The organism is Veillonella sp. CAG:933, assembly GCF_000431435.1.
Taxonomy (GTDB): Bacteria; Bacillota; Negativicutes; order Veillonellales; family Veillonellaceae; genus Veillonella_A.
On record NZ_HF986217.1, the window covers coordinates 54349 to 78261 of the forward strand.

General features: G+C 41.0%; 28 protein-coding genes, 1 pseudogene and 1 riboswitch. Of the genes and pseudogenes, 5 read left to right on the top strand and 24 right to left on the bottom strand.

All coding sequences use genetic code 11. The annotated features are described in order from the left end of the window. Positions 1-201: pseudogene (locus tag QZL64_RS09820) on the top strand (Fe-S cluster assembly sulfur transfer protein SufU); the annotation flags it as partial. 131 nt (positions 202-332) lie between these two features. On the opposite strand, the gene QZL64_RS09825 reads toward QZL64_RS09820, so the two are convergent. Then, positions 333-584, bottom strand: a complete 252-nt coding sequence (locus tag QZL64_RS09825; protein WP_021841822.1) for a (2Fe-2S)-binding protein — start codon at positions 582-584, stop codon at positions 333-335. A 164-nt stretch (positions 585-748) separates the two neighbouring features. Here QZL64_RS09825 and QZL64_RS09830 point away from each other — a divergent pair, with 164 nt between their 5' ends. Beyond that, the gene (locus QZL64_RS09830; RefSeq protein WP_021841823.1) at positions 749-1426 is read left to right on the top strand and encodes an HAD hydrolase-like protein; all 678 of its coding nucleotides are present in this window, start codon (positions 749-751) and stop codon (positions 1424-1426) included. Positions 1427-1568: 142 nt separating this feature from the next. Here the strand turns inward: QZL64_RS09830 and QZL64_RS09835 are convergent, their stop codons facing one another. Beyond that, positions 1569-2081, bottom strand: coding sequence for an S-adenosylmethionine decarboxylase family protein (locus QZL64_RS09835; protein WP_021841824.1), 513 nt, complete (start codon positions 2079-2081; stop codon positions 1569-1571). 542 nt (positions 2082-2623) lie between these two features. Between QZL64_RS09835 and QZL64_RS09840 the strand changes: the two genes are divergently transcribed. After that, the gene (locus QZL64_RS09840) at positions 2624-5443 is read left to right on the top strand and encodes an FAD-binding and (Fe-S)-binding domain-containing protein (protein ID WP_021841825.1); all 2820 of its coding nucleotides are present in this window, start codon (positions 2624-2626) and stop codon (positions 5441-5443) included. Between the two features lie 257 nt (positions 5444-5700). After that, positions 5701-6702 (top strand): site-specific integrase, encoded by a 1002-nt coding sequence (locus QZL64_RS09845; protein WP_021841826.1) that lies wholly within the window; start codon positions 5701-5703, stop codon positions 6700-6702. On the opposite strand, the gene QZL64_RS14575 is transcribed toward QZL64_RS09845, so the two are convergent. From QZL64_RS14575 to QZL64_RS09860, 4 genes are all read right to left on the bottom strand, one after another. Beyond that, a complete protein-coding gene (locus QZL64_RS14575) occupies positions 6703-6873 on the bottom strand; it encodes a hypothetical protein (protein WP_226974398.1) in 171 nt (56 codons plus the stop codon). Positions 6874-6885: 12 nt separating this feature from the next. Next, on the bottom strand, positions 6886-7080 hold the full coding sequence (locus QZL64_RS09850) for a Fic family protein (protein WP_021841828.1): 195 nt from the start codon (positions 7078-7080) through the stop codon (positions 6886-6888). Continuing rightward, positions 7067-7333 carry a type II toxin-antitoxin system Phd/YefM family antitoxin gene (locus QZL64_RS09855; protein ID WP_021841829.1) on the bottom strand — a complete coding sequence of 89 codons (267 nt, stop codon included), beginning with the start codon at positions 7331-7333 and terminating at the stop codon, positions 7067-7069. The genes QZL64_RS09850 and QZL64_RS09855 overlap by 14 nt, the downstream gene beginning before the upstream one ends. A gap of 218 nt (positions 7334-7551) precedes the next feature. Continuing rightward, the gene (locus QZL64_RS09860) at positions 7552-7866 is read right to left on the bottom strand and encodes a LysM peptidoglycan-binding domain-containing protein (RefSeq protein WP_021841830.1); all 315 of its coding nucleotides are present in this window, start codon (positions 7864-7866) and stop codon (positions 7552-7554) included. A 270-nt stretch (positions 7867-8136) separates the two neighbouring features. Between QZL64_RS09860 and lexA the strand changes: the two genes are divergently transcribed. Next, complete coding sequence (gene lexA, locus QZL64_RS09865; RefSeq protein ID WP_021841831.1) at positions 8137-8820, top strand: transcriptional repressor LexA; 684 nt, start codon at positions 8137-8139, stop codon at positions 8818-8820. A 146-nt stretch (positions 8821-8966) separates the two neighbouring features. Here the strand turns inward: lexA and dapA are convergent, their stop codons facing one another. From dapA to QZL64_RS09955, 18 genes are all read right to left on the bottom strand, one after another. Next, positions 8967-9848: a 4-hydroxy-tetrahydrodipicolinate synthase gene (gene dapA, locus QZL64_RS09870; RefSeq protein ID WP_021841832.1), complete on the bottom strand. Its 882-nt coding sequence runs from the start codon at positions 9846-9848 to the stop codon at positions 8967-8969. A 24-nt stretch (positions 9849-9872) separates the two neighbouring features. Then, positions 9873-10904, bottom strand: coding sequence for an aspartate-semialdehyde dehydrogenase (locus QZL64_RS09875; protein ID WP_021841833.1), 1032 nt, complete (start codon positions 10902-10904; stop codon positions 9873-9875). 90 nt (positions 10905-10994) lie between these two features. Further along, entirely contained in the window at positions 10995-11792 is a 798-nt protein-coding gene (dapB, locus tag QZL64_RS09880) for a 4-hydroxy-tetrahydrodipicolinate reductase (protein ID WP_021841834.1), read from the bottom strand. 113 nt (positions 11793-11905) lie between these two features. Next, positions 11906-12073, bottom strand: a riboswitch (Lysine riboswitch). 108 nt (positions 12074-12181) lie between these two features. Further along, positions 12182-13855 carry a DNA repair protein RecN gene (gene recN, locus QZL64_RS09885; protein WP_021841835.1) on the bottom strand — a complete coding sequence of 558 codons (1674 nt, stop codon included), beginning with the start codon at positions 13853-13855 and terminating at the stop codon, positions 12182-12184. 181 nt (positions 13856-14036) lie between these two features. Then, entirely contained in the window at positions 14037-14492 is a 456-nt protein-coding gene (gene argR / locus QZL64_RS09890) for an arginine repressor (protein ID WP_021841836.1), read from the bottom strand. A 3-nt stretch (positions 14493-14495) separates the two neighbouring features. Then, positions 14496-15122 (bottom strand): class I SAM-dependent methyltransferase, encoded by a 627-nt coding sequence (locus tag QZL64_RS09895; protein WP_021841837.1) that lies wholly within the window; start codon positions 15120-15122, stop codon positions 14496-14498. After that, complete coding sequence (locus tag QZL64_RS09900) at positions 15119-16000, bottom strand: NAD(+)/NADH kinase (protein WP_021841838.1); 882 nt, start codon at positions 15998-16000, stop codon at positions 15119-15121. Before QZL64_RS09900 ends, QZL64_RS09895 begins: the two co-directional genes overlap by 4 nt. Positions 16001-16008: 8 nt before the next feature. Further along, positions 16009-16812: a TlyA family RNA methyltransferase gene (locus tag QZL64_RS09905; RefSeq protein WP_021841839.1), complete on the bottom strand. Its 804-nt coding sequence runs from the start codon at positions 16810-16812 to the stop codon at positions 16009-16011. A gap of 65 nt (positions 16813-16877) precedes the next feature. Continuing rightward, positions 16878-17345 carry a divergent PAP2 family protein gene (locus QZL64_RS09910; RefSeq protein WP_021841840.1) on the bottom strand — a complete coding sequence of 156 codons (468 nt, stop codon included), beginning with the start codon at positions 17343-17345 and terminating at the stop codon, positions 16878-16880. Between the two features lies 1 nt (position 17346). After that, positions 17347-18225: a polyprenyl synthetase family protein gene (locus QZL64_RS09915; protein WP_021841841.1), complete on the bottom strand. Its 879-nt coding sequence runs from the start codon at positions 18223-18225 to the stop codon at positions 17347-17349. A 136-nt stretch (positions 18226-18361) separates the two neighbouring features. Continuing rightward, positions 18362-18580, bottom strand: coding sequence for an exodeoxyribonuclease VII small subunit (gene xseB / locus QZL64_RS09920; protein WP_021841842.1), 219 nt, complete (start codon positions 18578-18580; stop codon positions 18362-18364). After that, positions 18573-19778, bottom strand: a complete 1206-nt coding sequence (xseA, locus tag QZL64_RS09925; protein WP_021841843.1) for an exodeoxyribonuclease VII large subunit — start codon at positions 19776-19778, stop codon at positions 18573-18575. Before xseA ends, xseB begins: the two co-directional genes overlap by 8 nt. A gap of 60 nt (positions 19779-19838) precedes the next feature. Continuing rightward, positions 19839-20864 (bottom strand): hypothetical protein, encoded by a 1026-nt coding sequence (locus tag QZL64_RS09930; protein WP_021841844.1) that lies wholly within the window; start codon positions 20862-20864, stop codon positions 19839-19841. Between the two features lie 12 nt (positions 20865-20876). Beyond that, complete coding sequence (gene nusB / locus QZL64_RS09935; protein WP_021841845.1) at positions 20877-21386, bottom strand: transcription antitermination factor NusB; 510 nt, start codon at positions 21384-21386, stop codon at positions 20877-20879. After that, on the bottom strand, positions 21370-21768 hold the full coding sequence (locus QZL64_RS09940; RefSeq protein ID WP_021841846.1) for an Asp23/Gls24 family envelope stress response protein: 399 nt from the start codon (positions 21766-21768) through the stop codon (positions 21370-21372). The genes nusB and QZL64_RS09940 overlap by 17 nt, the downstream gene beginning before the upstream one ends. Positions 21769-21789: 21 nt before the next feature. Further along, positions 21790-22164: an Asp23/Gls24 family envelope stress response protein gene (locus QZL64_RS09945; RefSeq protein WP_021841847.1), complete on the bottom strand. Its 375-nt coding sequence runs from the start codon at positions 22162-22164 to the stop codon at positions 21790-21792. 86 nt (positions 22165-22250) lie between these two features. Further along, the gene (gene efp, locus QZL64_RS09950; protein WP_006556749.1) at positions 22251-22808 is read right to left on the bottom strand and encodes an elongation factor P; all 558 of its coding nucleotides are present in this window, start codon (positions 22806-22808) and stop codon (positions 22251-22253) included. Positions 22809-22822: 14 nt separating this feature from the next. Then, positions 22823-23893: a M24 family metallopeptidase gene (locus QZL64_RS09955; RefSeq protein ID WP_021841848.1), complete on the bottom strand. Its 1071-nt coding sequence runs from the start codon at positions 23891-23893 to the stop codon at positions 22823-22825. Between the last annotated feature and the right edge of the window lie 20 nt (positions 23894-23913).

The following is a 23913-nucleotide window of genomic DNA, read 5'->3' on the forward strand; positions in this document are numbered from 1 at the left end:
GGGAAGAGCGTTGAAGAAGCATTTCGCTTAGTCGATCTTTTTCTTGGCATGATTAAAAAGGAAGTAACGGATGAAGCTGAATTGGAAGAGTTGGAAGATGCCATGGCACTTCAAAATATTTCCAATATGCCGGCTCGTGTTAAATGTGCCGTATTGGCATGGCATACGCTTAAAGAAGCATTAAAAAAAGAAGCAAATTAAGCAATGTGTGATTGCTGAGATACAGAAAAGGAGTTAACCTATAACAACCTTGTTGCTATGCGTTAACTCCTTTTTAACAGTCCCCGGAAAGGACTCATATTAAATTATGCGTCAGGGTTTTTCATAATGAATTACTCATCTTTTTTTGCACCCGGTTTTGGTAATTTGCCCATATCCTGCAACAGCTTAACGATACGAACACCACAGTTTTTACCACCGCAGGAACCGGTACCGGCACCCGTGCGTTCTCTGATTTTAGGGATGGTATCACAACCGTCGTTAATAGCTTCTTTTATCGTTTTGCGGGAAATGCTGCGACAGGTACAAACTTTGGTATACTTGTCCAAAATACTGTCGGGAACTTTTTGTTCTTCAAAATCCATAGCTTTACCTCCTATACTACTCAGTATAGCTTTCTGTACATATACTTATACATAAAATCTGATTCAAAACTCATTAGTTAAATCTATCTGTAACCTTATTGTATCATAGATTGCAAATTCTATGTTAATAAGAATGAACGAGTTAATAAAGAAAGGAAGAACCTATGATTTGCGTTTTATTCGATTTAGATGGCACGCTTACAGACTCTGCGGAAGGCATTAAAAAATCCGTTGTCTATGCATTGGAAAAGAAAGGGGTACCGGTACCCGGTGATGATATCTTAACACTCTTTATCGGACCGCCTATCGTTGATTCTTTGCGTGAGCATTGCGGCATGAACGATGCGGAAGCAGCGGAAACGTACGGTTATTTTAAAGAACGTTATGAAACTATCGGAAAGTTTGAAAATCGTGTATACGAAGATGTAGAACGCATGTTGGTTACGCTGCGTCAAACGAATACCTATGTAGCGGTAGCAACGGCTAAACCACAGCATTTGGCCAATGAAGTAATCGAACACTTCGGCCTTACCAAATACTTTGAAATTATCAAAGGAGCTGATGCAGCCCGTGGTATCACTCATAAAGACGATGTTTTGAAAGAAGCGTTAGCTGCCATGCAAGAAATTTCTTCCAATCGTACCAAAAAAGACATTACCGGTTGGTATATGGTAGGCGACCGTAAGTATGATATGGAAGCTGCAAAAAAATTAGGCTGTCGTGCCGTAGCGGTGACTTACGGCTATGGTTCGCGTGAAGAGTTGGAAAACTCCGGCGCCGATTATCTATGTGATACACCGTCTGATGTTATTTTAAATATTGCGGTAGATACCTTACTGTAATATATAATTACATAACGAATAAAAGCTATTCTCCTATTATTGTGATATTTATAATAGAGAGAATAGCTTTTTTGTTGCTGATATCTTAATTTTATCGGCTTTCATAGCTTATTAGGTTTTATCTTAGTAAGCCGGTTAGCTGTTAATCGCGAGGTTGGGGATCGCGTTTTTTGGCGATAACGTTAAATACCTTTTTTCCGGTGTTTTTTAACTTAGAACCGGTTTGTTTTAGGCTCATACGAGTGCGGGTAACGCGAGCCATAGCAGATAAAGATGTTTTCTTACGCGGCTTCATATCGCGAATAGAGCCGAAGTCACCACGGTTGATGCTGGTCGCTTTAACGCGTTCGGCACCAAAAGATTGTTTTAAAACACGCATGATTAAGGTTGCTTGGAGCGGCAAATCAAAGGTATAAATATCTACGGCTACATAGCCCATGTCCGGATAGGCATGAACGGCAATGTGGCAGTGTGGGGACACAGCAAATAACACCACTTCGTCATCAAGAACTTGGCAGCTGATTTCATCAATCGGCTGTTGTGCTGCTTCCAAAGCATTGGTCACGCTTTCCTGAATGATTAGCGGGGAATTGACTACGTCTTCCAAACAAGTATATAAATCTATTAATAAATGAGTTCCTATTGCGTTAGACATACTTACACCTTCCTTATTGAGTATCGTCGTATATTAGATAAATTTAATTTCCTTTTCTTTTATTATTTAATCTCTTGTTATACAGATGTGGAACTTAACGCCCGGGATCGTAATATCCTATTTAGTATGAGCGTAAGTACAATTATTTTATGACTTTTATGTATTCTTATATCGTTTTATTATACCTTGAAACAGGGCTAATTGTAAAATGGTAAACGATAAATCAAGTACATTGTGTACAAAATAATAAAAAGAGGGATAAAACACGTCATATTATGAGAATTACTATTAATTAACTTTAAAATGAGTTTTATGAATTATTAACCTGTAAAATAAAAAAATTATTCATTTCGTGGAATCTGAGTTACATTGCGAATTTTGACTTTTCTGTAATTTGTAGGTTTTTACAAGGTCTATTCACATATGAGTATTGGTTATACCTATATGGTTGATTTACATGATAAGTTCGGTATGCTATCCTAAATCTATATGAAGTCGTACAGTAGTGCTGAGTGGCACAATACGATGTGGGAGGTCCTAATATGAGCTTACAGTTGAAGAGAGATTATGACACTTTTGTATTAGAAGCAAAGAAAATTTCACCGGACAGGGTATTCACTGATTTTCTATTGCGTTATGCCTATGGTATTGACGCATCTTGCTACAGCTATTTGCCGAAAGTAGTTGTAAAAGCTAATACGGAAGCAGAAGTAGTGCAATTAGTATTATTGGCCAATCGTTGCGGTACGCCGGTTACATTCCGTGCTGCAGGCAGTTCCTTATCCGGTCAGGCATCTTCTGAAGATGTATTAATTGTTGCCAATGATGGTTTTAAATTTGTACAAGTTCTTGAAAACGGCAATGCCATTCGTTTGGCTTGCGGTGTAATCGGGGCTGATGCGAACGAAGCGTTAAAACCGTACGGCAAGAAAATCGGTCCGGATCCCGCTACCATTACAACAGCATTGGTAGGTGGTATTTTTAATAATAACTCCAGCGGTATGTGTTGCGGCACAGTTGAAAACTCTTATAAAACGGTTCGCTCTATGCGTGCTGTATTGGCAGACGGCACAATTCTAGATACCGGTAATCCGCAAAGTGTTAAAGAGTTCATGGCAACGCACAGCAAATTGATTGATGATGTACTTAATTTGCGCAGTGAAATCATGGCTGACAGTGAATTAGTAGACTTAATTCGTCGTAAATACAAAATTAAGAATACAACCGGTTATGGTATTAACTCCCTAGTTGATTTTGAAGACATTGTAGATATTTTAAACCATATTTTCATCGGCAGTGAAGGGACCCTCGGTTTTGTAAGCGAAGTTGTTTATAATTGTGTAGATGACGCTAAATACAAAGGTTGCGGCCTCTTGTTCTTTGCTAAACTCAACGATGCATCTCGTGCCGTAGTAGCCTTAGCCAATATGTCGCGCGATAAAGTAGTAGCCGCTGAAATGATGGACTACTTAAGTCTTAAGAGCGTACAGCAGTTACCGGAAGTTCCATCCTTCGTACATAATGTACCGGAAGGGACCAGCTGTATTTTATTCCAATCGGAAAGCAATGATGAAGCTACTTTGGATGCTAACTTAGAATACATTAAAGATCAGTTGAAAGACATTCCGACAGTTATTCCAAGCTTATATTCCAAAGATGCTAAGGAATATGATGCATGGTGGGTAATTCGTAAAGGTTTATTACCGATTGCTGCCGGTCTTCGCCGTCCGGGCACTACGGTTATCACCGAAGACGTTTGCTTCAAAATTGAAGACTTCACCGATGGTATCGAAATGATTACGGAATTGTTCAAAAAGTATGATTTCGAAGACAGCGGCATTATCTTCGGTCATGCCTTGAGCGGTAATGTTCACTTTATCATTACACCAAACTTCAATGAACAGCGTGAAATGGATAATTTTGCCGGCCTTGTAAAAGAAATGGCGGAACGCGTAGCCGGTGTAGAAGGTTCCATCAAAGCCGAACATGGTACAGGCCGCATGGTTGCTCCATTTGTTGAATTGGAATGGGGTAAAAAAGCCTATGCCGTTAACCGTCGTATTAAAGAAATTTTTGACCCTCAACGCTTATTAAATCCGGATGTTATGATTACTGATAATCCTGATGTCTACAAAAAGAATTTAAAAGCTATGAGCGATATCGATCCATTATATAACATGTGTATGGAATGCGGTTTCTGTGAACGTAATTGTCCAAGCCGTAACTTAACCTTAACACCTCGTCAACGTATTTCCTTACTTCGTGAAGAACAGCGCTTACTTAAAGAAGGTAATACAGCTATGGCTGAAGAACTTAAAAAAGGCTATGATTACTATGGTGTTGATACCTGTGCTGCTTGTTCCATGTGTTCCATGCTTTGTCCTTTAGGCATCGATACAGCGCAAATTGCTATTTCCATGCGTAAAATCAATCCGAAGGGCCGTGGCATTGCCCATGCTATTTATAACAACTTTAGCAATACCTTAAAAGCCGCTAAAGTAGGGGCTACTTTGGGTGGTGTAGCCGGTAAAGTAGCTACTAAGTCTTTATTGGCAAAAATTTCCGAAGATGCACATCAGATTACCGGTTTAACACCATATGTACCGGAAACAATGCCGAAAGCTAATACGTACAAATTGACAAATAAACGCAATCCGGCTTATCAGAAAAATGTAGTATACTTCAGTACTTGTGCTAATCGTGCATTCCGTCAAAACCAAGGTTATGATGATACTCGCAGCTTACAACAAGTATTTGAAAGCTTGTGCGATAAGGCAGGGTACAATGTAATTTATCCGCCGCATATTGAAAACTTATGCTGTGGCTTAAGTTTTGAAAATTATGAAGAAATCGATAAACAAGCTTTGGCTGATTTGACTGAAGCGCTTACTAAAGCCAGTGAAGGTGGGGTTTATCCGATTGTTATCGACCATTCCGCTTGCTTCAATCATGCATTCAAACATATTAAAGGTTTGAAGATTCTTGATATTTCCGAATTCTTGTACACAATTTTACCAAACTTGAATGTAACAAAATGTAATGAATCTGTTATCGTTCATAAACAGTGTAAGATTAAGACCTTGAATAAAGGCGATTATATTGAAAACTTAGCGCGTGCATGTACCGACAAAGTATTTAATATTAAATCTTTCGCATGTTGCGGTTTTGCCGGTCAAAAAGGTTTCTTCACACCGGAACTTAATAAATCATCCACTAAAGATTTAGCTGCAGAAATTAAAAACTTAGGTGTAACTTTAGGCGTAAGTTCCAGTTCTACTTGTGAAATCGGTCTTGGCGAAAGCGGCGGCATTCCGTTTGTAAGTATTGCATACTTGTTGGATCGTTGTTCCACAAGAAAATAATTACTCGCAAATACTATCTGTAAATAGCATTTGTAAATAATGGTGCTTGTGTATGGGTGTATATGTAACTCATACACAAGCATTGTTAGTTTGTAAAAGACCATCTGATTAACGGCTATTGAACTAAATAGAGTGATATGATATAATTACTTCCGATAACGATATATTATCGGAAGTAATTTTTTATATAAAAATAGGCCTAATTCAGCCCTAATCAGTGTTTTAGCCAGTTTTAGGCACTTAAAGGAGTCTTCTATATGCCGTCTAACAAACATTTTTATCTGCGTGACAATGAAATACTCATGGCCAGCAGCAAACTCTCTGATAAAGCTAAATTAAGCATTTTGTCTTCTAAATCAGATAATACTGTTGATGCTTATGAATCCGACTGGGACGATTTCGTCTATTGGTGTGAATCCCGTCATGTCGATTATTTTCCGGCTTCTCCGGAAACTGTCGTTAACTATATTAACGACTTAGCCGATCATGCTAAGGCTAATACTATATCCAGACGTATCAGTGCTATTTCTGAAAATTTTAATGCTGCCGGTTTAGCCGACAATCCTTGTAAGTCTTCTTTGGTGAGTTCCGCCTTGCGTGGTATTCGTCGACTTAAAGGAACGTATCAGCAAGGTAAAACCCCTATCCTTTTAGAAGATTTGGAAGATATCTTTAAGGAAATGGAATCGCTTAATTTACCGGAAATTCAGCTGCTTCGTGATAAAGCAATCCTCTTAATCGGTTTTATGGGTGCTTTTCGTCGCAGTGAAATCAGCGCTTTAATGGTTGAAGACTTAACGTTTTCACCACAAGGGCTCGAAATCTTTGTGCGCTCCTCTAAGGCCGACCAAGAAGGTCAAGGTGCTGTTGTAGCTATCCCTTATATCGAAAACGCCGAATTTTGCGCTGTAAGGGCCGTTAAGGCATGGCTCCGGTATACTGGTATTAAAACCGGTCCAATTTTCAGAGGTTTTACGAAGAAAATGGACATTCGCAAGACGGCTTTGAGTGATAAAAGTATTGCGGAGATTGTAAAAAAATATGTCGAGCTTATCGGATTAGACCCGTCTATGTATGGTGCTCATAGTTTACGCCACGGTTTTGCAACAACGGCAGCGTCCTTTGGCGTTGAAGAACGTAATATTATGAGGCAAACACGTCACCACAGTGTTAATATGGTACGTCGTTATATCAATGAAGCCAATAAATTTGTGGATAATCCGATTAGCACGATATTTAATAGTAGAAGAAAATTATAATTATATAATTTTATGATTTTTAATCCATTTTAACAAATCATCATATGTTCCATTATTTGCTATTTTTAAAGCTATTTCCCATAACTCCTTTTGACTATAATCTAAGTTGATATCATTGATTAATAGTAACAATAGCATACAGTGTATTCCAGTTCGTTTATTACCATCTATAAAAGGATGATTTTAAATAATTCCAAAACCTAAACGAGCAGCCTTTTCTTCTATAGAATTAAAGATATCGATTCCACTGTAAGTGTGATATGGGCTTTGAATTGCAGATTCAAGTAATCTTTTATCTCTAATCCCATTTGTGCCTCCAAATGTATCAATCATTTGTTCATGGATTAATAAAATTTCATCTAAATTAATTTTCTTCATTAGCTAATACCTTATAAGCTTCCTTATTTTTTTGTAATAGTTTTTTAGAAGCTTCGAGTATATCACGATGAGGATTAACATTGTAGTCGGCTGATGATTCCTTAAGTAACATTTGAATTGGAATGATTGCATATTTTGGTTTATTATTTTTTAAAATTATTACAGGTCCGTTTTCATCAACATGTTTAGTTACTTTAGAGAAGTTTTGATTGGCCTCTGTAATAGAAATTAAATTATTTGTATCCGTAATCATTGTAATTCACCTCGTTCTGAAATAGTTGGTTTTTATCTTATAGCTATATTATAACACAAAAATAGGATGAATTTATCCTATTTTGTGTGGAGGATATTAAGTTAACTCGAACAAAAAGAGCCTCCCAGCCGCTGGGAAGCTCTTTTTTATATGTATATTAAATTGTCAACATAATTAGTAACTTTGAATGATTTGTTCGAAATTAACAATCGAACAGATTATTCATTCTGAGCTACGTATTCACTGAATACTTTATCGTTCTGTGTTTTAACAGTAGGTATTTTGAGTGTACGACCCGGTTCTAAACTGGCAGTTTCATCTAATTTATTTAACGTGCTTACAGCGTGAACCATTTCACGGATATCTATATGATCATTGGCATATTGGGAAGCAATGCCCCAAACAGTATCACCGGCTTTTACGGTTACGGTGCGTACATTATGCGTATCTAACTCAATGCTTGGCGTATTCATAAAATAACCTACGGTTAAGGTTAAGAACATACTGAAAACAATTAAAAAATCGCGTTTCATAACAATCACCCCATTGAACTATGCTTTCTAAATAGTATTTAAACGAACATTACTAATGGTATATATGTTTGTTTACACGCTTAGTATATCACACGAATAAATGTTCGGTCAAGGTTAAAATCGAACTTTTATTTGACAATATTTGTAAATACGTTCTATAATAACATTGAGATAGTTTATGTACGCCAATTTTTATAAATTACATTTCATAATATATGACTATTTAGTTAATGACAGATTTTAAGTATTTTAGATTGTGAGGTTATAGCCGTGAGACGACCTGCTACCGATATTAACTCAAAACAAAAGAAAATTTTGGATTATATTACCATGTGTTTAGAAACTAAATTTCGCTGCCCCAGTGTTCGTGAAATTTGTGAGTATATGGGATTGAGCTCTACTTCTACGGTTCAGAGTCATCTTAATACTTTAGAACGTTTTGGCTATATTACCCGTGATGTAAATAAGAACCGCTCTATTACAGTTGTTGGCCTTAAGCCTAAAATGGCGCCTAAAGTAGAGGTGTCTGCTGATAAACAGGTTACCTCTTCCGAAACATTTGAAATGCTCCAGGCTCGTTTACGTAATGTTCCTTTAATCGGTACGGTTCAAGCCGGTACACCGGTAACGGCTATTCAAAACCAGGAAGCTACTATTCCGCTTCCTTTATCCTTAATTGGTAATTCCGAATGTTTCCTCCTTCGTGTACGCGGTGAGTCGATGCGTGATATCGGCATGTATGAAGGTGACTTACTAATCGTTCGTAATCAACAAACCGCTAATAACGGTGATATTGTAGTAGCCCGTATTGATGACGAAGCAACGGTTAAACGCTTCTATCGTGAAGCCAATCGAATTCGTTTACAGCCTGAAAATAGTGAATTTGAACCTATTTATACAGATTCCTGTACTATCGAGGGTAAAGTTATCGGTTTAATTCGCGATCACATTTAATAGTCAGTCTGTCATTTATATTTTCAATTAAATAAAATAAAACGAACACTTGTTTGTCTGCCGGAATTTTGGCTTAAGAAACAAGTGTTCGTTTTTTATTTTTATAATTTTCTTCTTTATTATTGTTGTTGTAATGCAGTGCTGGCTTATTTAATGTATGGTTTAATAGCTGCATTAATTACGGCTTCTTCTTCGTCCGGCGGTTCACATAACGGCAAGTGGAACGGACCGGCCGGCAAACCTAATTGACGTACTGCGTATTTTACAGGAATCGGATTAGTTGTTACAAACATGGCTTTGAATATAGGGAATAAGTCTTTATTGATTCGTTTGGCTTTAGCCACATCCCCTGCTTCATAAGCCTGAATCATTTCATTCATTTCTTTGCCCACTACATGAGCCGCTACAGAAATAACTCCGCATCCGCCTACAGCGAGCATCGGTAGAGTTAACCCATCATCACCACTGTAAATCATGAAATCATCCGGCAATAAATAATAAATTTCAGCCGCTACATTAATATCACCGCTCGCTTCTTTAACAGCAGCAATATTTGGGCAAGCTTCACGCAATTTAGCTATAGTAGCGGGCATAATTTTGCCGCCTGTACGGCCCGGAACATTGTATACGATGACCGGTAAATCAGTAGCTTCAGCCATGGCTTTGAAATGTTCAAATAATCCGCGTTGATTTGGTTTATTGTAATAAGGTACTACGCCCATTACGGCATTTACGCCTGTTTTAGAAGCCGCCTTGGTCAATTCTATTGTACGTTGGGTATTATTGGAACCTGTATTGGCCACGATGGAACCTAAATGACCACACTCGCGCGCGATTAATTCAAATAGCTTAAGTTTGTCCTCATTGTCAATTGTGGGACTTTCTCCCGTAGTGCCACATACAATAAGACCATCAGATCCATTGTTTAGTAAATGCTTGGCTAATGTGAGCGCTCCTTCAAAATCTACTGAACCATCCGCGTTAAACGGTGTAATCATAGCTGTTAATACGCGACCTAAGGTTTTCATAATAACCTCCTCTAAAACTATTCTTTAAAATGATTGGTGTTCCACCAAATACTCGGCAATCTGCAAGGCATTCAAGGCAGCCCCTTTGCGGATTTGATCGCCGGCAATCCAGAAATTCATGCCTTTATCGTTGTATAAATCTTTGCGAATACGGCCGATTTCACAATCATCCTTACCGGATGTGTAAAGCGGCATCGGATACGCTTGTTCTTGTGGATTATCATTGACCACAAGGCCCGGGAATTTTTCACAGGCAGCTTTAAAATCAGCAACACTTACCGGTGCTTCGGTTTCTACCAAAACAGACTCGGAATGGGAACGATATACGGGGATACGAACCGTGGTCGGAACGACTTGAATGGAATCATCATGCAAAATCTTCTGCGTTTCATTGACCATTTTCATTTCTTCTTTAGTATAATCGTTGTCCAATAAAACATCAATTTGCGGAATTACATTAAAAGCAATCGGATAATGTTTAGGCGCGGAAGCACTAGGTAAGATATGGGCTTCCATCGGTTTCCCTTGAATGTGAGCACTTACTTGGTTATCCAATTCGTCAATGCCTTCCTTACCGGCTCCGGATACGGCCTGGTAGGTACTTACGACAACACGTTTAATCGGCGATAAATCGTGGAGCGGTTTAAGCCCTAAAGCCATAATAATGGTAGAGCAGTTTGGATTGGCGATAATGCCTTGATGAGTATCGATATCTTCCGGATTTACTTCGGGTACTACGAGCGGTACGTTCGGATCCATTCGGAAGGTGCTGGAGTTATCGATAACAATAGCACCGCGTTTCACCGCTTCCGGTGCCAAAGTTTTGGATATGGAGCCACCCGCAAATAAAGCAATGTCAACATTTTCAAAAGAATCGGCGGTAGCTTCTTCTACCACATAAGTTTTACCGCATACTGTTAATTCCGTGCCGGCTGAACGAGCGGATGCCAATAATTTAAGATTTTTAAACGGAAATTGGCGATCTTCGATTAATTTAATAAATTCTTGCCCTACCGCGCCGGTAGCACCTAAAATAGCAACATTTGGTTTTCTCATGTGTATCTCTCCCAATTTAATAAAAATAAATATTGTAGCAATAGTATGACAAAGGGTTTTTAAATACCCTATCATATCCTATCTTTAAAATTATAAGTAATGTTCCAAACCGTAAGTAAGGCCCGGTTTTTCAGCAATCTTCTTACAAGCTAAAACTACGCCCGGCATGAAGGATAAACGGCTGAGTGAATCGTGGCGAATTGTCAGTGTTTCATCATAACCCCCAAATAAAACTTCCTGATGAGCCACATAACCCGGCAAGCGAACGCTGTGAATCGTTACATCATCTACCTTGGCACCGCGAGCACCGGGTAAACTTTCACGAGTTAAATCTTCAGCCCCTACCGCACCGGCTGCCTGTTTAGTTTCATTAATAAGCTTGGCTGTTAATACGGCCGTTCCCGATGGAGCATCATATTTGTGATTGTGATGCAATTCGATAATTTCTACATTCGGGAAATAGGGTGCCAAATCGGCTGCTGTTTTCATCATCATAACAGCGCCCAGTGAAAAGTTAGGTGCCACTAAGCAATTGGCATTATTGGCTTTACCGATGGCCGCTAATTCATCACGCTGTTCAGCGGTAAGACCGGTAGTTCCGATTACCATGTGAACGCCGGCGCCTAAAACAGTTTTAGCGTTTTCAAAAATAATGGCGGGACTGGTAAAATCAACGATAACATCCGGCTTTTTAGCGCTTAAGGCGGCTGTTAAGCTTTCGTATAAAGGCAGCCCCAATGATTCGATACCGGCAGCTGTACCGGCATCTTCTCCGGCCTGTTTAGGATCGATACCGCCGATAAACTGTAAGTCCGGATCATTATGAACAGCTTTTACGACTTCGCGACCCATTTTGCCGGTCGCACCACATACCATTACTGTAATCATGTTCATTCCTCCCAAAAAAAAGACCAGCGGATAGCTGCCACTGATCTTGGTATGGTTACCTGAACGACTATGCGCTTTATCATATGAATATAACAAAACTATGATAGTCAGAACAATGAGCTAGCACTCCATCAAATGATGACAGTCATACACTTATTCAATGCACAACCAGCTATGTTTGTCGGCACAAACAAGCTTCGACGATTCTCCCTTTCTTCATATCTCACAGCCTTGCCGGGCTCCTTACAAGTACTCTTAAGCATCGCGCCTCTATCTCCGCATATTTAATTCAAAATTCAAAAGTGATTACCAATAGTATACATTTATTTTCTGATGGCGTCAAATCGTATTCTGTATACATAGTTATAACTATAACCGAGGTAAAGCTATTAATGCTTATTTTTAAAATGCTGAATCATTTCTTTCGCCGTAGCTAGAGCCGTATGGGAGAAGTTTTGACCGGACATCATGCGGGCGATTTGTTCCACATGTTCTTCCTCGCTAAGCTCGGTAAGGCTTGATACGGTGCGTCCATCCACTTCCTGCTTGGACAGGTGATAATGATGTTTGGCAATACTTGCGGTTTGAGGCAAATGAGTTATACAAAATACCTGTGTGCTGTTGCTGAGTTGTTGGATTTTAGCTGCTACCTGCAAGGCAATATCGCCACTAATACCAACGTCGATTTCATCGAATACCAAAGTCTTAAATGTTTTGGTATTAAATACCGTTTTAAAGGCCAAAGCGATACGCGAGATTTCACCGCCGGAGGCCACTTTGTGGAGCGGCAATAAGTCCTCCCCTGCATTGGCATTGAATAAGAGTTCAATGCGTTTAGCCCCTAACGGCAATAGTTCGTCACTTTTTTCAATGACAAATTGAAGTTTGGCTTTACTCATCCCTAAGTCTTTTAACTGCTTTTGCAATTGTTCGGCAATTATGGCACTGTTTGTATCGCGAATCGCAGTAAGCTCAGCTAATTTAGTTCTTGCATCGGCTTCGGCTTGTTGGACGGCTTTTTCTAAATCTTCTTTAGCATAGCTCTGTGCTTCTAACTCTTCCAATCGGGCTTGCGCTTTGTTTTCAAATTCTAAAACGGCTTCAATGGTTTCCCCATATTTGCGTTTTAAACCGTAAATTAAGGAATCCCGTTCCTGACAATAGGCGTACCGTTCTTCATCATAAGAAATGGAATCACGATAGCGATCAAGCCCTTGCGCCGCTTCTTCTAATTGAAAATAGGCGGAATTGATCAATTCGGATAAGTCTTTGAGCTCCTCGTCATAACGAACCAAATCCTGTACTTCCGATTTAATGCTGTTGACTGCTTCCAAGATGGCATGTCGATCACTGTAGAAGGCATTGTAACAAGCACCTAATACTTTATCCAGATGTTCAAAGCTGTCTAATCGTTTAAGTTCTGCCGCTAACGCTTCGTCTTCACCCGGTTTCAGTTGCGCTTCTTCAATTTCATCAATTTGAAAGCGAAGCATATCCAGTTCTCTGGCTCGTTCCGCAGCCATGGCTTCCAGACCGTTTAATTGAGATTTTGCTGTTTTATAGCTCTTATAGGCCTTTACATAAGTATCAAAGGCCGTTTGCCCTTCTTTGGTGTATTCATCTAAATATTTGTGATGCACATCAGGATTCAACAAGAGCTGATTGCTATATTGGCCGTGAATATCCGCTAAATAAAGGCCGATTTCGCGCAGTGCTTTAAGTGGGATAGCCTGGTCATTAGCCAAAATAGTAGACTTTCCTTGACGGTTAAAAGAGCGCGATAAAATGAGCTGATTTTCTTCCACGAGAATATTTTTAGCTGTTAAAAGATCTAACAGTTCCGTATCATCGGTTACATCGAATACCCCTTCAATAACAAAGGCATCCTTGCCATGGCGGATAAAATCACTGCTGGCCCGCTCGCCCAACAGAATGCTGAAAGCATCCATAAGGATGGATTTACCGGCACCGGTTTCACCGGTAAAGATGGTAATGCCGTCCGAAAATTGTAAATTCATCTGTTCAATTAAGGCAAAATTACGAATTCCCATTTGTGTGAGCATAGATTACAAGTCCTTAATCCCTTTACAGGTAATAACACATAAATAAATTATACGATACCAATATAAATAATAAGTATACTGGGCAAATATAAATAGTAATTATACGAGGCAAACATAAATGATGCCGTTAATAATCACTAAGCCTATACGCATAAGGGCGCATAGGCTTAATAGTTACATATTAATCTTTCATAAGATCGGAAATACGTTTTAAAATCGGCTGTACGTCTTCAACGGAGCGTGCAATTAATAAAATCGTATCATCACCGGCCAAGGTGCCGATTAACTCAGCCCATTTAGCATGGTCAATGGCAAATGCCACAGATTGAGCGGAACCCGGTAAGGTATGCAATACAATCTGATTCATGGTAAAGTCTACGCGCGTAATGGATTCTTGGAACAGGCGACTAATGCGATTACCGATAAGGAGTACATTCTCTTCCGGCGATAAAGCGTAACGATAATGACCGTCACCGGTAGGAATTTTAATGAGCATTAATTCTTTAATATCGCGGGATACCGTAGCTTGCGTAACTTCAATACCTTCCGCGGCTAAAGCGGCTGCCAATTCTTCCTGTGTTTCAATAGAGCGAGATTGTACGATTTCTTTGATTTTATTATATCTGTAACGTTTCATAGGTCACCGTCCTTTAATAATATATAAAATAGGAGGTTTGTTTGCTTGGTTTATTAATTTCCAATTGGCTACATCATATGACTTTTGCGGCAAAGTACTTATAAATTCACATACTGCTTCGTCTTCCCGCTCACCTTCCGGTGTACCCGGATAGGTAACGATAGTAATGAGCCCTTTAGGATTTAATAAATCTAAGCCTCCTTTGATGGCTTGTATAGTTGAATCGGGTTTTGTCATCATGGTATGATCACTACCCGGTAAATACCCTAAATTAAAAATTAGTAAGTCAATATTAGTAATGGTCGTATTAAATTTAGTATTCGCCGCAGATCCATCGTTATGGGCTGCTGCCGCATTGCCTGTTGCCAATATATCTTCATGGGTACCATGTACCAAGTGATACGTAATATCTGTGCGGCCGCATTCGGTATGCAGGCGCTTAGTGGAAGCTTCGATGGCCTTTGCCTGTTTATCGATGCCCCACAGCGTGCTGCCGGGCAAACAATGTTGGGCCAGATACACCAAATCATGGCCATTACCGGCCGTAGCATCTACGACTGTTTTGGCACTTTTTAGTTGCTCATCCCAAAAAATGTGTTGGAACTGTACAACATGATTATAGTTGATCATAAAAGCTCATCTCTTCGTGCCGATAATTTGCGGAATAAGGTAGCGAAGAATTTTACGTCATAGAAGCGCACATAGCGGCTGTAAAGCGCGCTGGCTTCGATGTGAAGACTGTCTTCACTGCTAAACTGATAATCGAACGTCCCATCGATGCAAATATGAAGCTTTTCCTGACGCTTCGGCATGGTTAAATCGATGCGGGCACTCTCTTTTAACACCAAGGATACACTTTGCAACAAATGCGGCGCTACCGGTGTAACGATGATGGAATGATTATCAGGTGCCATAATCGGACCGCCGGCCGATAAGTTATAGCCCGTAGATCCTGTAGAACAAGCTACGATTAAACCGTCGGCAGGGTACATCTGCGTATACCCTTCGTTGATGGCTAAATTTATACGTGCCATACGGCCGGGTTTTTCATGAGTAATAACCACTTCATTAATGACCGGTGTTAATTTTTTTACACCATGAGGTGTGCGGATTTCCGCAGCCAAATGGATACGATTTTCCACGCGATAATCACCGTTGGCGAATTTCTTGATGCGGTCTTCCATATCGGCTAATTCGATTTGATTTAAGAAGCCTAATTCCCCTAAATTAATACCGCAAATGGGAACATCATATTCATAAATTTGACGGGCTAAGTGAATTAAGGTACCGTCACCGCCGAAACTGAAGGCCATATCAAGATGCTTAAAAAATTCAGGCCTAGGCAATACGTGCTTAGTCGGAACACCTAATAGTTCAGGTAAATTAAACTCCTCCAAATCGGCCGGTAGCCATACGTCCAAGCCGTTTTTTTCACAAAGGCTCTTCGCCTCTTGCAAAATAGGAATAATATTCTCTTTCCCCATGTTAGGAATAAACCCTACTCGCATATCATCACCTACAGTTCGTGCGCGGCGGCTACCACTGATTCAACCAATTCAGGCGTAATCGGTAAGGCACCGTCCGTCGTCTTTTTAAAATATCCCAAAAACTCTATATTACCTTCAGTCCCCTTGATGGGTGAATAGGTTACGCCATGAAGATGTAAGCCCACTTCTTCGGCTACATTTAAAATGCGTGTCAGCACTTCGGCGTGCGTAGCCGGGTCACGGACAATACCACCCTTGCCCACTTTTTCACGCCCCGCTTCAAATTGCGGTTTAATAAGAGCTACTAAAGAGCCTGTGTCCTTAAGGAGCGTTACGGCTACAGGAAGTACTTTATCCAGTGAAATAAACGCCACATCAATGGAAATGAAATCAACCAGTTCACCCAGTTGTTCCGCCGTAACGGTTCGTATATTCTGCTTTTCCATGTTGATGACGCGCTTATCTTGGCGCAGTGACCAAGCCAGTTGGTTATAGCCCACGTCAATGGCAAAGACTTTGGCGGCCCCATTTTGAAGAGCACAGTCGGTAAAACCACCAGTAGAAGCGCCAATATCAACCATAACCGCATCAGTTAAATCGATTGGATACAATTGTAACGCTTTTTCCAGCTTTAACCCGCCGCGACTAACATAAGGTAACGTATTGCCTTTAACGCTCAAATCCGCATCAATCGGCACCTTAGTACCCGCTTTGTCGACACAGACAGTGCCCATAAAAATTTGGCCGGCCATGATGGCTGTTTTGGCTTTTTCACGACTTTCAAAAAGACCGCGATTCACCAATAAGACGTCTAACCGTTCTTTAGTACTCATAAAACTCCTTAGTTTCAACTCGGGAAGCTTTTAGATTGCCCCTGTAAGCTTCTTAGTTATAAAAGTTATAGAAAGTTATAGTAAATAATGGAGGCCACGGCATAGCCTAAAAAGGCACCGCCGAAAACTTCAAAAGGCGTATGCCCCAAGAGCTCTTTGAGCACATGACCGTCATCCAGATAGACCGGAATATTACGCTTTTTGAAATGTTCCATTAATTGGTTTAAAATTTGTGCCTGTCGCCCTGCTTCACGGCGTACGCCGGACGCGTCATACATGACGATAAGTGAAAAGGTAATACAGATTACCGATAAGTCTGACGTTATGCCATGAATATAAGCGGTAGCCGTTGATAAAGCGACTACGAGCGACGAATGAGAACTGGGAAATCCGCCGGATCCGATGAGGCGTTCCCATTGGAAGCGTCTATACTGCAGTAACACGATGACAAATTTTAAAGCTTGTGCTGAAAACCATCCCAGAAAGGCACTCAGCGCAATGTAATTATCGAATAATTCATTTAAAAATTGCATATCAATTCGTCCTATGTACAAGGTAGTCTACTAATGCTTCCAAGATGGTTGTATCGTTTGGTACCGAAGCCAAAGCACTTTTAGCGGCTGCTGCGGTTTCATCCGCTTTAGCGCGAGCCCCGTCTTCACCTAATTCGGATACATAGGTGGATTTATCTTGTTTTTCATCACTACCGGGCATTTTCCCTAAATCCTCAATGGTGCCCGTTACATCGAGAATATCATCGGTAATTTGGAACAATAAGCCTAGCTGATCGCCATAAGTCATATAGGCTTTATGGACATCTGCTGAAGCGTGGCTGAGAATCAGACCGATTTCGATAGCCGCCAAGAATAAGGCCCCTGTTTTACCGCGATGGAGCACTTGCAGTTCCGACAGTGGAATGTGACGTCCTTCCGACAATAAATCGAAGGCCTGCCCCCCTACCATACCTTCCGGTCCGGCTGCCTTGGCTAAGGCTAACACGCATTTAAGATGCTGTTCCGGTGTGGCTGCTTTATTTTGACAGATTAGCTGAAAGGCATATGTTAATAAGCCGTCACCTGCCAAAACAGCGAGCCCGTCACCATATACTTTATGGTTTGTCAGATTGCCGCGGCGGTAATCGTCATTGTCCATGGCCGGTAAATCGTCATGAATTAAGGAATAGGTGTGAATTAATTCGATGGCACACACAATTTCCTTATACGGTTCCGGTGAAACACCGAAGGATTCCATAACCGCTTTCGTTAAAATCGGGCGAATCCGTTTACCGCCCATGAGTAAACTATAGCGCATGGATTCATAAAGTTTCTCATATTCTGTATTGGGCGAGTTTAACACTTCTTTGAGATAATCTTCCACCCATGTTTTGCTCGCCTTTAAATACTCTTTTAACATATATCCTCCTGCCTCTGAACGGCCTGTAAAGTCAGTTTTACTGACTCGTTTGAATATAGTTATTATACATCATTTTATAGATTTTATACATAGATTATTGAGTAAATAAGCAAATATTTTGCATATTTTAGAAAAATTATTTCTGACCTTCACTGCCGATACGGACTTCTTCAATAATTTGGCGTACTTCCCCTTCCACGCTTTGCAGCATGTCGGAGCACTCTTTCACGAGTGTAAGGCCTTTTTTATATTGTGTTAATAAGTCGTTAACGGATAATTCATTAGCATCCAAGGTGCGTACAATTTCTTCCAAGGCTGCATATTTTTTTTCGTAATTCTTAAGTGTGTTAGCCATTTGTTATAATCTCCTCTACCTTGGCTGTTAATGAGCCGTCGTTCATAGTAATATTCACGCTATCCCCTACATTTACAGCGGTGACGGAGTGAATCGGTGAACCGCCATGTTCAATTTTAGTATATCCTTTTAACAGTAAATGCAACGGATTCAATAATTCCAGTTGCTGTCCCAGGAGTAACAAATCGTTTTGCTTTTTGCCGACAGCCTGTTGCACGGCACCGCTTAAACGATGTTGTAACTCACTGAGTTTAGAACTTTCTTGGTGGATTAAGGTTAAAGCGGGAATGCCTAATTTGCGATTAAAAATAGCCTGCAATTCTTGTTTCTTTGTTTCTATCGTTTGTTTCATGTATTGATGCAAGTATGTTTCTTTCGCTTCTAATTGTTCTAAGAGATAACTTACGGGATAGACCGTAAGTTCTGCTGCATGACTGGGCGTGGCACCACGTACGTCGGCGGCAAAGTCACAAAGGGTATAGTCCGTTTCGTGACCTACAGCTGATACAATAGGCGTCTTACAGTTATACACAGCCTCTACTACGGTTCTATCGTTGAAGCACCATAAATCCTCCATAGAGCCCCCGCCGCGTCCTACAATAACGAGTTCTACCTCGGTATCCGCATCAGCTCGTTCAATCCCTTTAGCAATAATGGGACCGGCTTTATCACCCTGTACCGGTACGGCAAAGAGTTTAAACTGTACGAACGGATTACGTTGCCGAGCTACATGCAAAATATCATGGAGCACAGCACCTGACTCGGATGTAACGAGGCCAATCGTAGCAGGCATAACCGGCAATGGCTGTTTATGGCTTTCGTCAAAATAGCCGAGAGCCGTCAATTCTTTCTTTAGCGCTTCGAAGGCAAGTTGATACGGGCTCTTCTGGCCGATTTCCATATCATTACAGATGAGACTTAAGCGGCCGGTTTTTTCATAGAAATTAATAGTAGCCCGCATGGTTACAAAGAGGCCGTTTTCCAATTGACCGACGAGGCCTTTTTTCTGCGCCGTGCCCGCCCAAAGGGCTACATCGACGGAGGCATCATCGTCTTTTAGTGAAAAATAGTAATGGCCGGTGCTGTGGCGTTTTAAATTGGCAATCGTACCGGCTACATAACAGTTTTTCAGTACATACTCCCGCTCCAACACCCGTTTTATTAGATTGTTTAATTTGGTAATGGAGAAAACATCCATATAATTCCTCCTGTGAACCTTGTATTTCTTATGGTAAAAACCTTCAATACTATTTATTTTCTATTTGTTTTCAGCGTCCAGTAAAGCGGCTCCGTAAGCTACACCGGTGGCATTATCGGAACTGTATTCAGGCGGTGCAAAGAGGACCTTAACTTTGCGGGATTGACCGAAATCAAACAGAGCTTGGCGTAAATAACTGTTAGCCATGACGCCGCCTACGGCAATTAAAGTACCGGCCGGGCGCTGTTCCCAATGATAGGTCAACATTTTTTGCAGTGAACGAGTCATGCAGTGGAATACGGTTAAAGCCGTTTGCGCCTTGTAATCATCGGAAAGCTTATGTCCGTTGTTAGCTCGTTCAATACGGCGCATGGCTTCACTGCAAGGGCCGCCAAAGCTGATGGCGCCGTTTTTTACCGATACGGGTAGCATTTTAAAATCACCATTTGATTCAGATTCTAAGCGATTAACTGTCTTTTTTAATGCTTTAGGATCATCGCATAGTGTTTTGGTGATTCGTTCCATATGGGGCCCCGCCGGAAACGGTAGGTCTAGAGCTACGCCGATGCGATCGACAAATTGACCGCCATGTAAATCTAAAGCCCCGCTTATTAATTGGGCCGTAAAAAATGTTTCTTCAGCCGGTTCACAATATAATAGCTCCGTCGTGCCGCCCGATACATGGAGCGCATAAAACGATTCGTCCGGCACACAGTTTAAAACACGTAAAGCGGCCAGAATATGGTTTTCCTGGTGTGAAAACTCATAGACGGGAACGTCATTTAGATGACCTAAGCTTTTTGCCATGCCTCGGCCCACCAAAAAAGCAGGCATATAGGAATCCTTTTCACGGCGCGGAAACGCACTGACTCCAATGCCCGCTAGTTGGACACCTGACGGCAATTGTTCAATTAAATCGGGTAAAGCACGGGTATGCTGAAACACCATTTGTGATTGTTGCAGCCCACGCTCGCCCGATTTTACGTCTAATAGTTTTCTGGCTTGGCCAATTAATTCACCCGATTCATTGACCAACGCACAGGATGTACTATAACAACTTGTATCTAATCCTAAATAAACTTTCATGATATGCCTCGTTTAGGACTTAAGGTCTGAAGCATTATCGGATGTTTTAGCTTCCGTGGTTTTAGCATCGCTAGACTCAGTCGCCCCGGATGTAGGAGACGCTTTTGAAGAGCCTTTTTCTTTGGCAATGGCATCCAATACGGCATTTACAAATTTATAGCCTTTATCGGAACCGAAATCTTTAGCCAATTGTACGGCTTCATTAATAATAATGCGAGGATCGATGGCTTCGGTAGAAACGGTAAGTTCCCAAGCTGCTAAGCGCAATACGTTTCGCTCAACCGCTCCTAATTGCCCTATTTTGCGTTTTGGCGAGTGGGCCTGTAACAGATTATCTAAAATCTCCTGATTAGCCGTTACACCGTTAATAATCGCTTCTGCATAGGCAATATCCATGGCACCGGTACTGCCGGATTCTTCTTCCGGCATAATTACGGAATCTTCAGGCTTATGAAATTCCTTGGCATATAAAGATTGGAAAGCATACAGCCGCGCTTGGCGGCGATTACGATTTTGCTTCATTATTTAACTCCTCTGTTACTTGATTAGGATCGATTATATTTTCAAAATGCACATCGATTCGCACTGAATCCAGGTCTAAGGATTCTTTTAAATCTTTGTTGATTTGTTGGCGAATTTGGGTAGCCATTGTCATCAAGGGATAGCCGTAAAGGACATTAATATATATATTGATCTCAAGGCCTTCTTTGCGATGTTTTACATTAATGCCGGGCAAGCGTTTTTGACCAAAATTGCGCGCAATGCCGTCAACCATACCGGTGTAAAAATTACTGTTTAGTGAATGATAGCCCGGAATTAAGGTTAATGCATGATGAGCTATCTGCAATAGAACTTCATCGGACACATCTACCTGTAATTGCGGATTATTTGATTTTACGTCCACTTGGTATCGCTCCTTTCCCGATTAAATGTACTTAACGCCTGTATTTTCAAAGGCAATATCCTGAATAAAGATATTAACACCCTCTACATGTGTGCCGGTCAATGTTTCGATGCCGGTTTTTACATGTTCCTGAACGCGCAAAGCCACATCGGGAATACGATAGCCGTAACGAGCAACAAGATATAAGTCGATGGTAATACTATTATCCGATGTTCGTTGTAAACTAACGCCTTCCCATTGGCTTTTCATGCCGATTAAATTGGCAAAATCATCGCCTGCAGTGGTACTCATAGAAGCGACACCCTTCACTTCCAACGCTTTCAAGGAAGCAATAGTGCCATACACATTATCGCTTATTTTAGTCACTCCTTCAAAGAATGCATTCTTATCACTCATAGTACCCTGCCTTTCTTTAATAGCATAAAAAGCATTTGCCTTGAACAACGTACGTTAAAGACAAATGCTTTTAAAATTAATTGATATTACGCACGTTCAATGTATTGGCCGGTGCGTGTATCGACGCGAAGAACATCGCCCACTTCGATAAACAATGGCACTTTAACAACATAGCCGGTTTCCAATGTAGCCGGTTTGTTACCACCTGTTGCGGTATCGCCACGGATACCAGGGTCAGTTTCAACAACGCGAAGTTCTACAGCTACCGGTAAATCGATACCGATTACGATGCCTTGGAAAAATACGATGCTAACTTCCATGTTTTCAAGCAAGAAGTTTTTAGCTTCGCCCAATTGTTCAAGATTCAATTCTACTTGGTCATACGTTTCATTGTCCATGAACGTATAAGCGCCGTCAGCTTCGTATAAGTATTGCATACGACGACGATCAACATGTGCTTTAGGCACTTTTTCACCGGCATTGAAAGTACGTTCAACTACAGAACCGGTCTGTAAATTTTTTAATTTACAACGTACGAATGCAGCACCTTTACCCGGTTTTACGTGTTGGAAGTCTACAACCTGCCACACGTTGCCATCGAGCTCAATTGTTACGCCCGGACGAAAATCATTACTAGAAATCATTTAAATCCCTCCGTTTAACCTTTTACTTCTATTAATTCCTTCGAGGTATGAGTGAGTAGCTCATAGCCATCGTCAGTAACTATAACACTGTCTTCAATGCGAAGACCTATTTCCCCGGGAAGATATACGCCCGGTTCCACTGTAACTATCATATTAGGCTCTAATACAGTATTGGAACGCGGTGATGCTACCGGTTCTTCGTGAATATCGAGCCCTACACCGTGACCGGTGCCGTGATTGAAATAATCGCCATAACCGTCGGCCGCAATACTGTCGCGGCAAGCGGCGTCTACAATTTTACCTGTAGTACCGGCTTTTACAGCGGCTAGGCCCTTCAGCTGCGCATCAAGCACAACTTTATAGAGCTTGCGTTGTAAATCGGATGCGTGCCCCATCACAATGGTGCGGGTCATATCCGAATGATACCCTTGGTATACGGCGCCAAAGTCAAAGGTAACAAAATCACCGGTTTCAATGACTTTATCAGACGCTACACCGTGTGGCATACTGGAGCGATGCCCGGAGGCCACGATGGTATCGAAAGACGGTTCTTCAGAGCCGCGTTTTAACATTTCAATTTCTAAAGTGACGCATGCTTCCCGTTCCGTCATACCCGGTTTTAATTGCGGTAACAAAGCGGCAAACGCTTCATCGGCAATGCGGGCAGCTTCTTTCATAAGCGTAAGTTCATCCGGCCGTTTAACAGCCCGTAAAGGTGTTAAATCAACGGATTTAAACTTACTGCCTACCAAAATATCGGAAAATGTCATATACGTGTCAACCGGCACATAATTGCCTTCGAACGCACAGACAGATAATGTAATATTATGATTTTTGACAATATCCGCTATAGTTTCCCAATTAGAACCGGTGTATTGGATGACTTCATACCCTTCACATTGGTTCTCTGCTTGTTCCGTATAACGACTGTCAGTTACTATAAACGCTGTATTCGGTGTTACAAAGCCTATGGCTGTAGTCCCTGTAAAACCGGCAAAATATCTCAGATTGGTCTGGCTAAGCAAGAGTATGCCATCATACTGGTGCGCAGTCAAATAATCCTGTAGGCGTAATAAGCCGTTCATGATAAGACTCCCTTGCTATA

What these genes read in the sequence shown, in the direction of transcription:
- QZL64_RS09825 (WP_021841822.1), bottom strand. Translation starts at nt 584, where the DNA reads ATGGATTTTGAAGAACAAAAAGTTCCCGACAGTATTTTGGACAAGTAT.
- QZL64_RS09830 (WP_021841823.1), top strand. Translation starts at nt 749, where the DNA reads ATGATTTGCGTTTTATTCGATTTAGATGGCACGCTTACAGACTCTGCG.
- QZL64_RS09835 (WP_021841824.1), bottom strand. Translation starts at nt 2,081, where the DNA reads ATGTCTAACGCAATAGGAACTCATTTATTAATAGATTTATATACTTGT.
- QZL64_RS09840 (WP_021841825.1), top strand. Translation starts at nt 2,624, where the DNA reads ATGAGCTTACAGTTGAAGAGAGATTATGACACTTTTGTATTAGAAGCA.
- QZL64_RS09845 (WP_021841826.1), top strand. Translation starts at nt 5,701, where the DNA reads ATGCCGTCTAACAAACATTTTTATCTGCGTGACAATGAAATACTCATG.
- QZL64_RS09850 (WP_021841828.1), bottom strand. Translation starts at nt 7,080, where the DNA reads ATGAAGAAAATTAATTTAGATGAAATTTTATTAATCCATGAACAAATG.
- QZL64_RS09855 (WP_021841829.1), bottom strand. Translation starts at nt 7,333, where the DNA reads ATGATTACGGATACAAATAATTTAATTTCTATTACAGAGGCCAATCAA.
- QZL64_RS09860 (WP_021841830.1), bottom strand. Translation starts at nt 7,866, where the DNA reads ATGAAACGCGATTTTTTAATTGTTTTCAGTATGTTCTTAACCTTAACC.
- dapA (WP_021841832.1), bottom strand. Translation starts at nt 9,848, where the DNA reads ATGAAAACCTTAGGTCGCGTATTAACAGCTATGATTACACCGTTTAAC.
- QZL64_RS09875 (WP_021841833.1), bottom strand. Translation starts at nt 10,904, where the DNA reads ATGAGAAAACCAAATGTTGCTATTTTAGGTGCTACCGGCGCGGTAGGG.
- dapB (WP_021841834.1), bottom strand. Translation starts at nt 11,792, where the DNA reads ATGATTACAGTAATGGTATGTGGTGCGACCGGCAAAATGGGTCGCGAA.
- recN (WP_021841835.1), bottom strand. Translation starts at nt 13,855, where the DNA reads ATGCTCACACAAATGGGAATTCGTAATTTTGCCTTAATTGAACAGATG.
- argR (WP_021841836.1), bottom strand. Translation starts at nt 14,492, where the DNA reads ATGAAACGTTACAGATATAATAAAATCAAAGAAATCGTACAATCTCGC.
- QZL64_RS09895 (WP_021841837.1), bottom strand. Translation starts at nt 15,122, where the DNA reads ATGATCAACTATAATCATGTTGTACAGTTCCAACACATTTTTTGGGAT.
- QZL64_RS09900 (WP_021841838.1), bottom strand. Translation starts at nt 16,000, where the DNA reads ATGCGAGTAGGGTTTATTCCTAACATGGGGAAAGAGAATATTATTCCT.
- QZL64_RS09905 (WP_021841839.1), bottom strand. Translation starts at nt 16,812, where the DNA reads ATGAGTACTAAAGAACGGTTAGACGTCTTATTGGTGAATCGCGGTCTT.
- QZL64_RS09910 (WP_021841840.1), bottom strand. Translation starts at nt 17,345, where the DNA reads ATGCAATTTTTAAATGAATTATTCGATAATTACATTGCGCTGAGTGCC.
- QZL64_RS09915 (WP_021841841.1), bottom strand. Translation starts at nt 18,225, where the DNA reads ATGTTAAAAGAGTATTTAAAGGCGAGCAAAACATGGGTGGAAGATTAT.
- xseB (WP_021841842.1), bottom strand. Translation starts at nt 18,580, where the DNA reads ATGGCTAACACACTTAAGAATTACGAAAAAAAATATGCAGCCTTGGAA.
- xseA (WP_021841843.1), bottom strand. Translation starts at nt 19,778, where the DNA reads ATGGATGTTTTCTCCATTACCAAATTAAACAATCTAATAAAACGGGTG.
- QZL64_RS09930 (WP_021841844.1), bottom strand. Translation starts at nt 20,864, where the DNA reads ATGAAAGTTTATTTAGGATTAGATACAAGTTGTTATAGTACATCCTGT.
- nusB (WP_021841845.1), bottom strand. Translation starts at nt 21,386, where the DNA reads ATGAAGCAAAATCGTAATCGCCGCCAAGCGCGGCTGTATGCTTTCCAA.
- QZL64_RS09945 (WP_021841847.1), bottom strand. Translation starts at nt 22,164, where the DNA reads ATGAGTGATAAGAATGCATTCTTTGAAGGAGTGACTAAAATAAGCGAT.
- efp (WP_006556749.1), bottom strand. Translation starts at nt 22,808, where the DNA reads ATGATTTCTAGTAATGATTTTCGTCCGGGCGTAACAATTGAGCTCGAT.
- QZL64_RS09955 (WP_021841848.1), bottom strand. Translation starts at nt 23,893, where the DNA reads ATGAACGGCTTATTACGCCTACAGGATTATTTGACTGCGCACCAGTAT.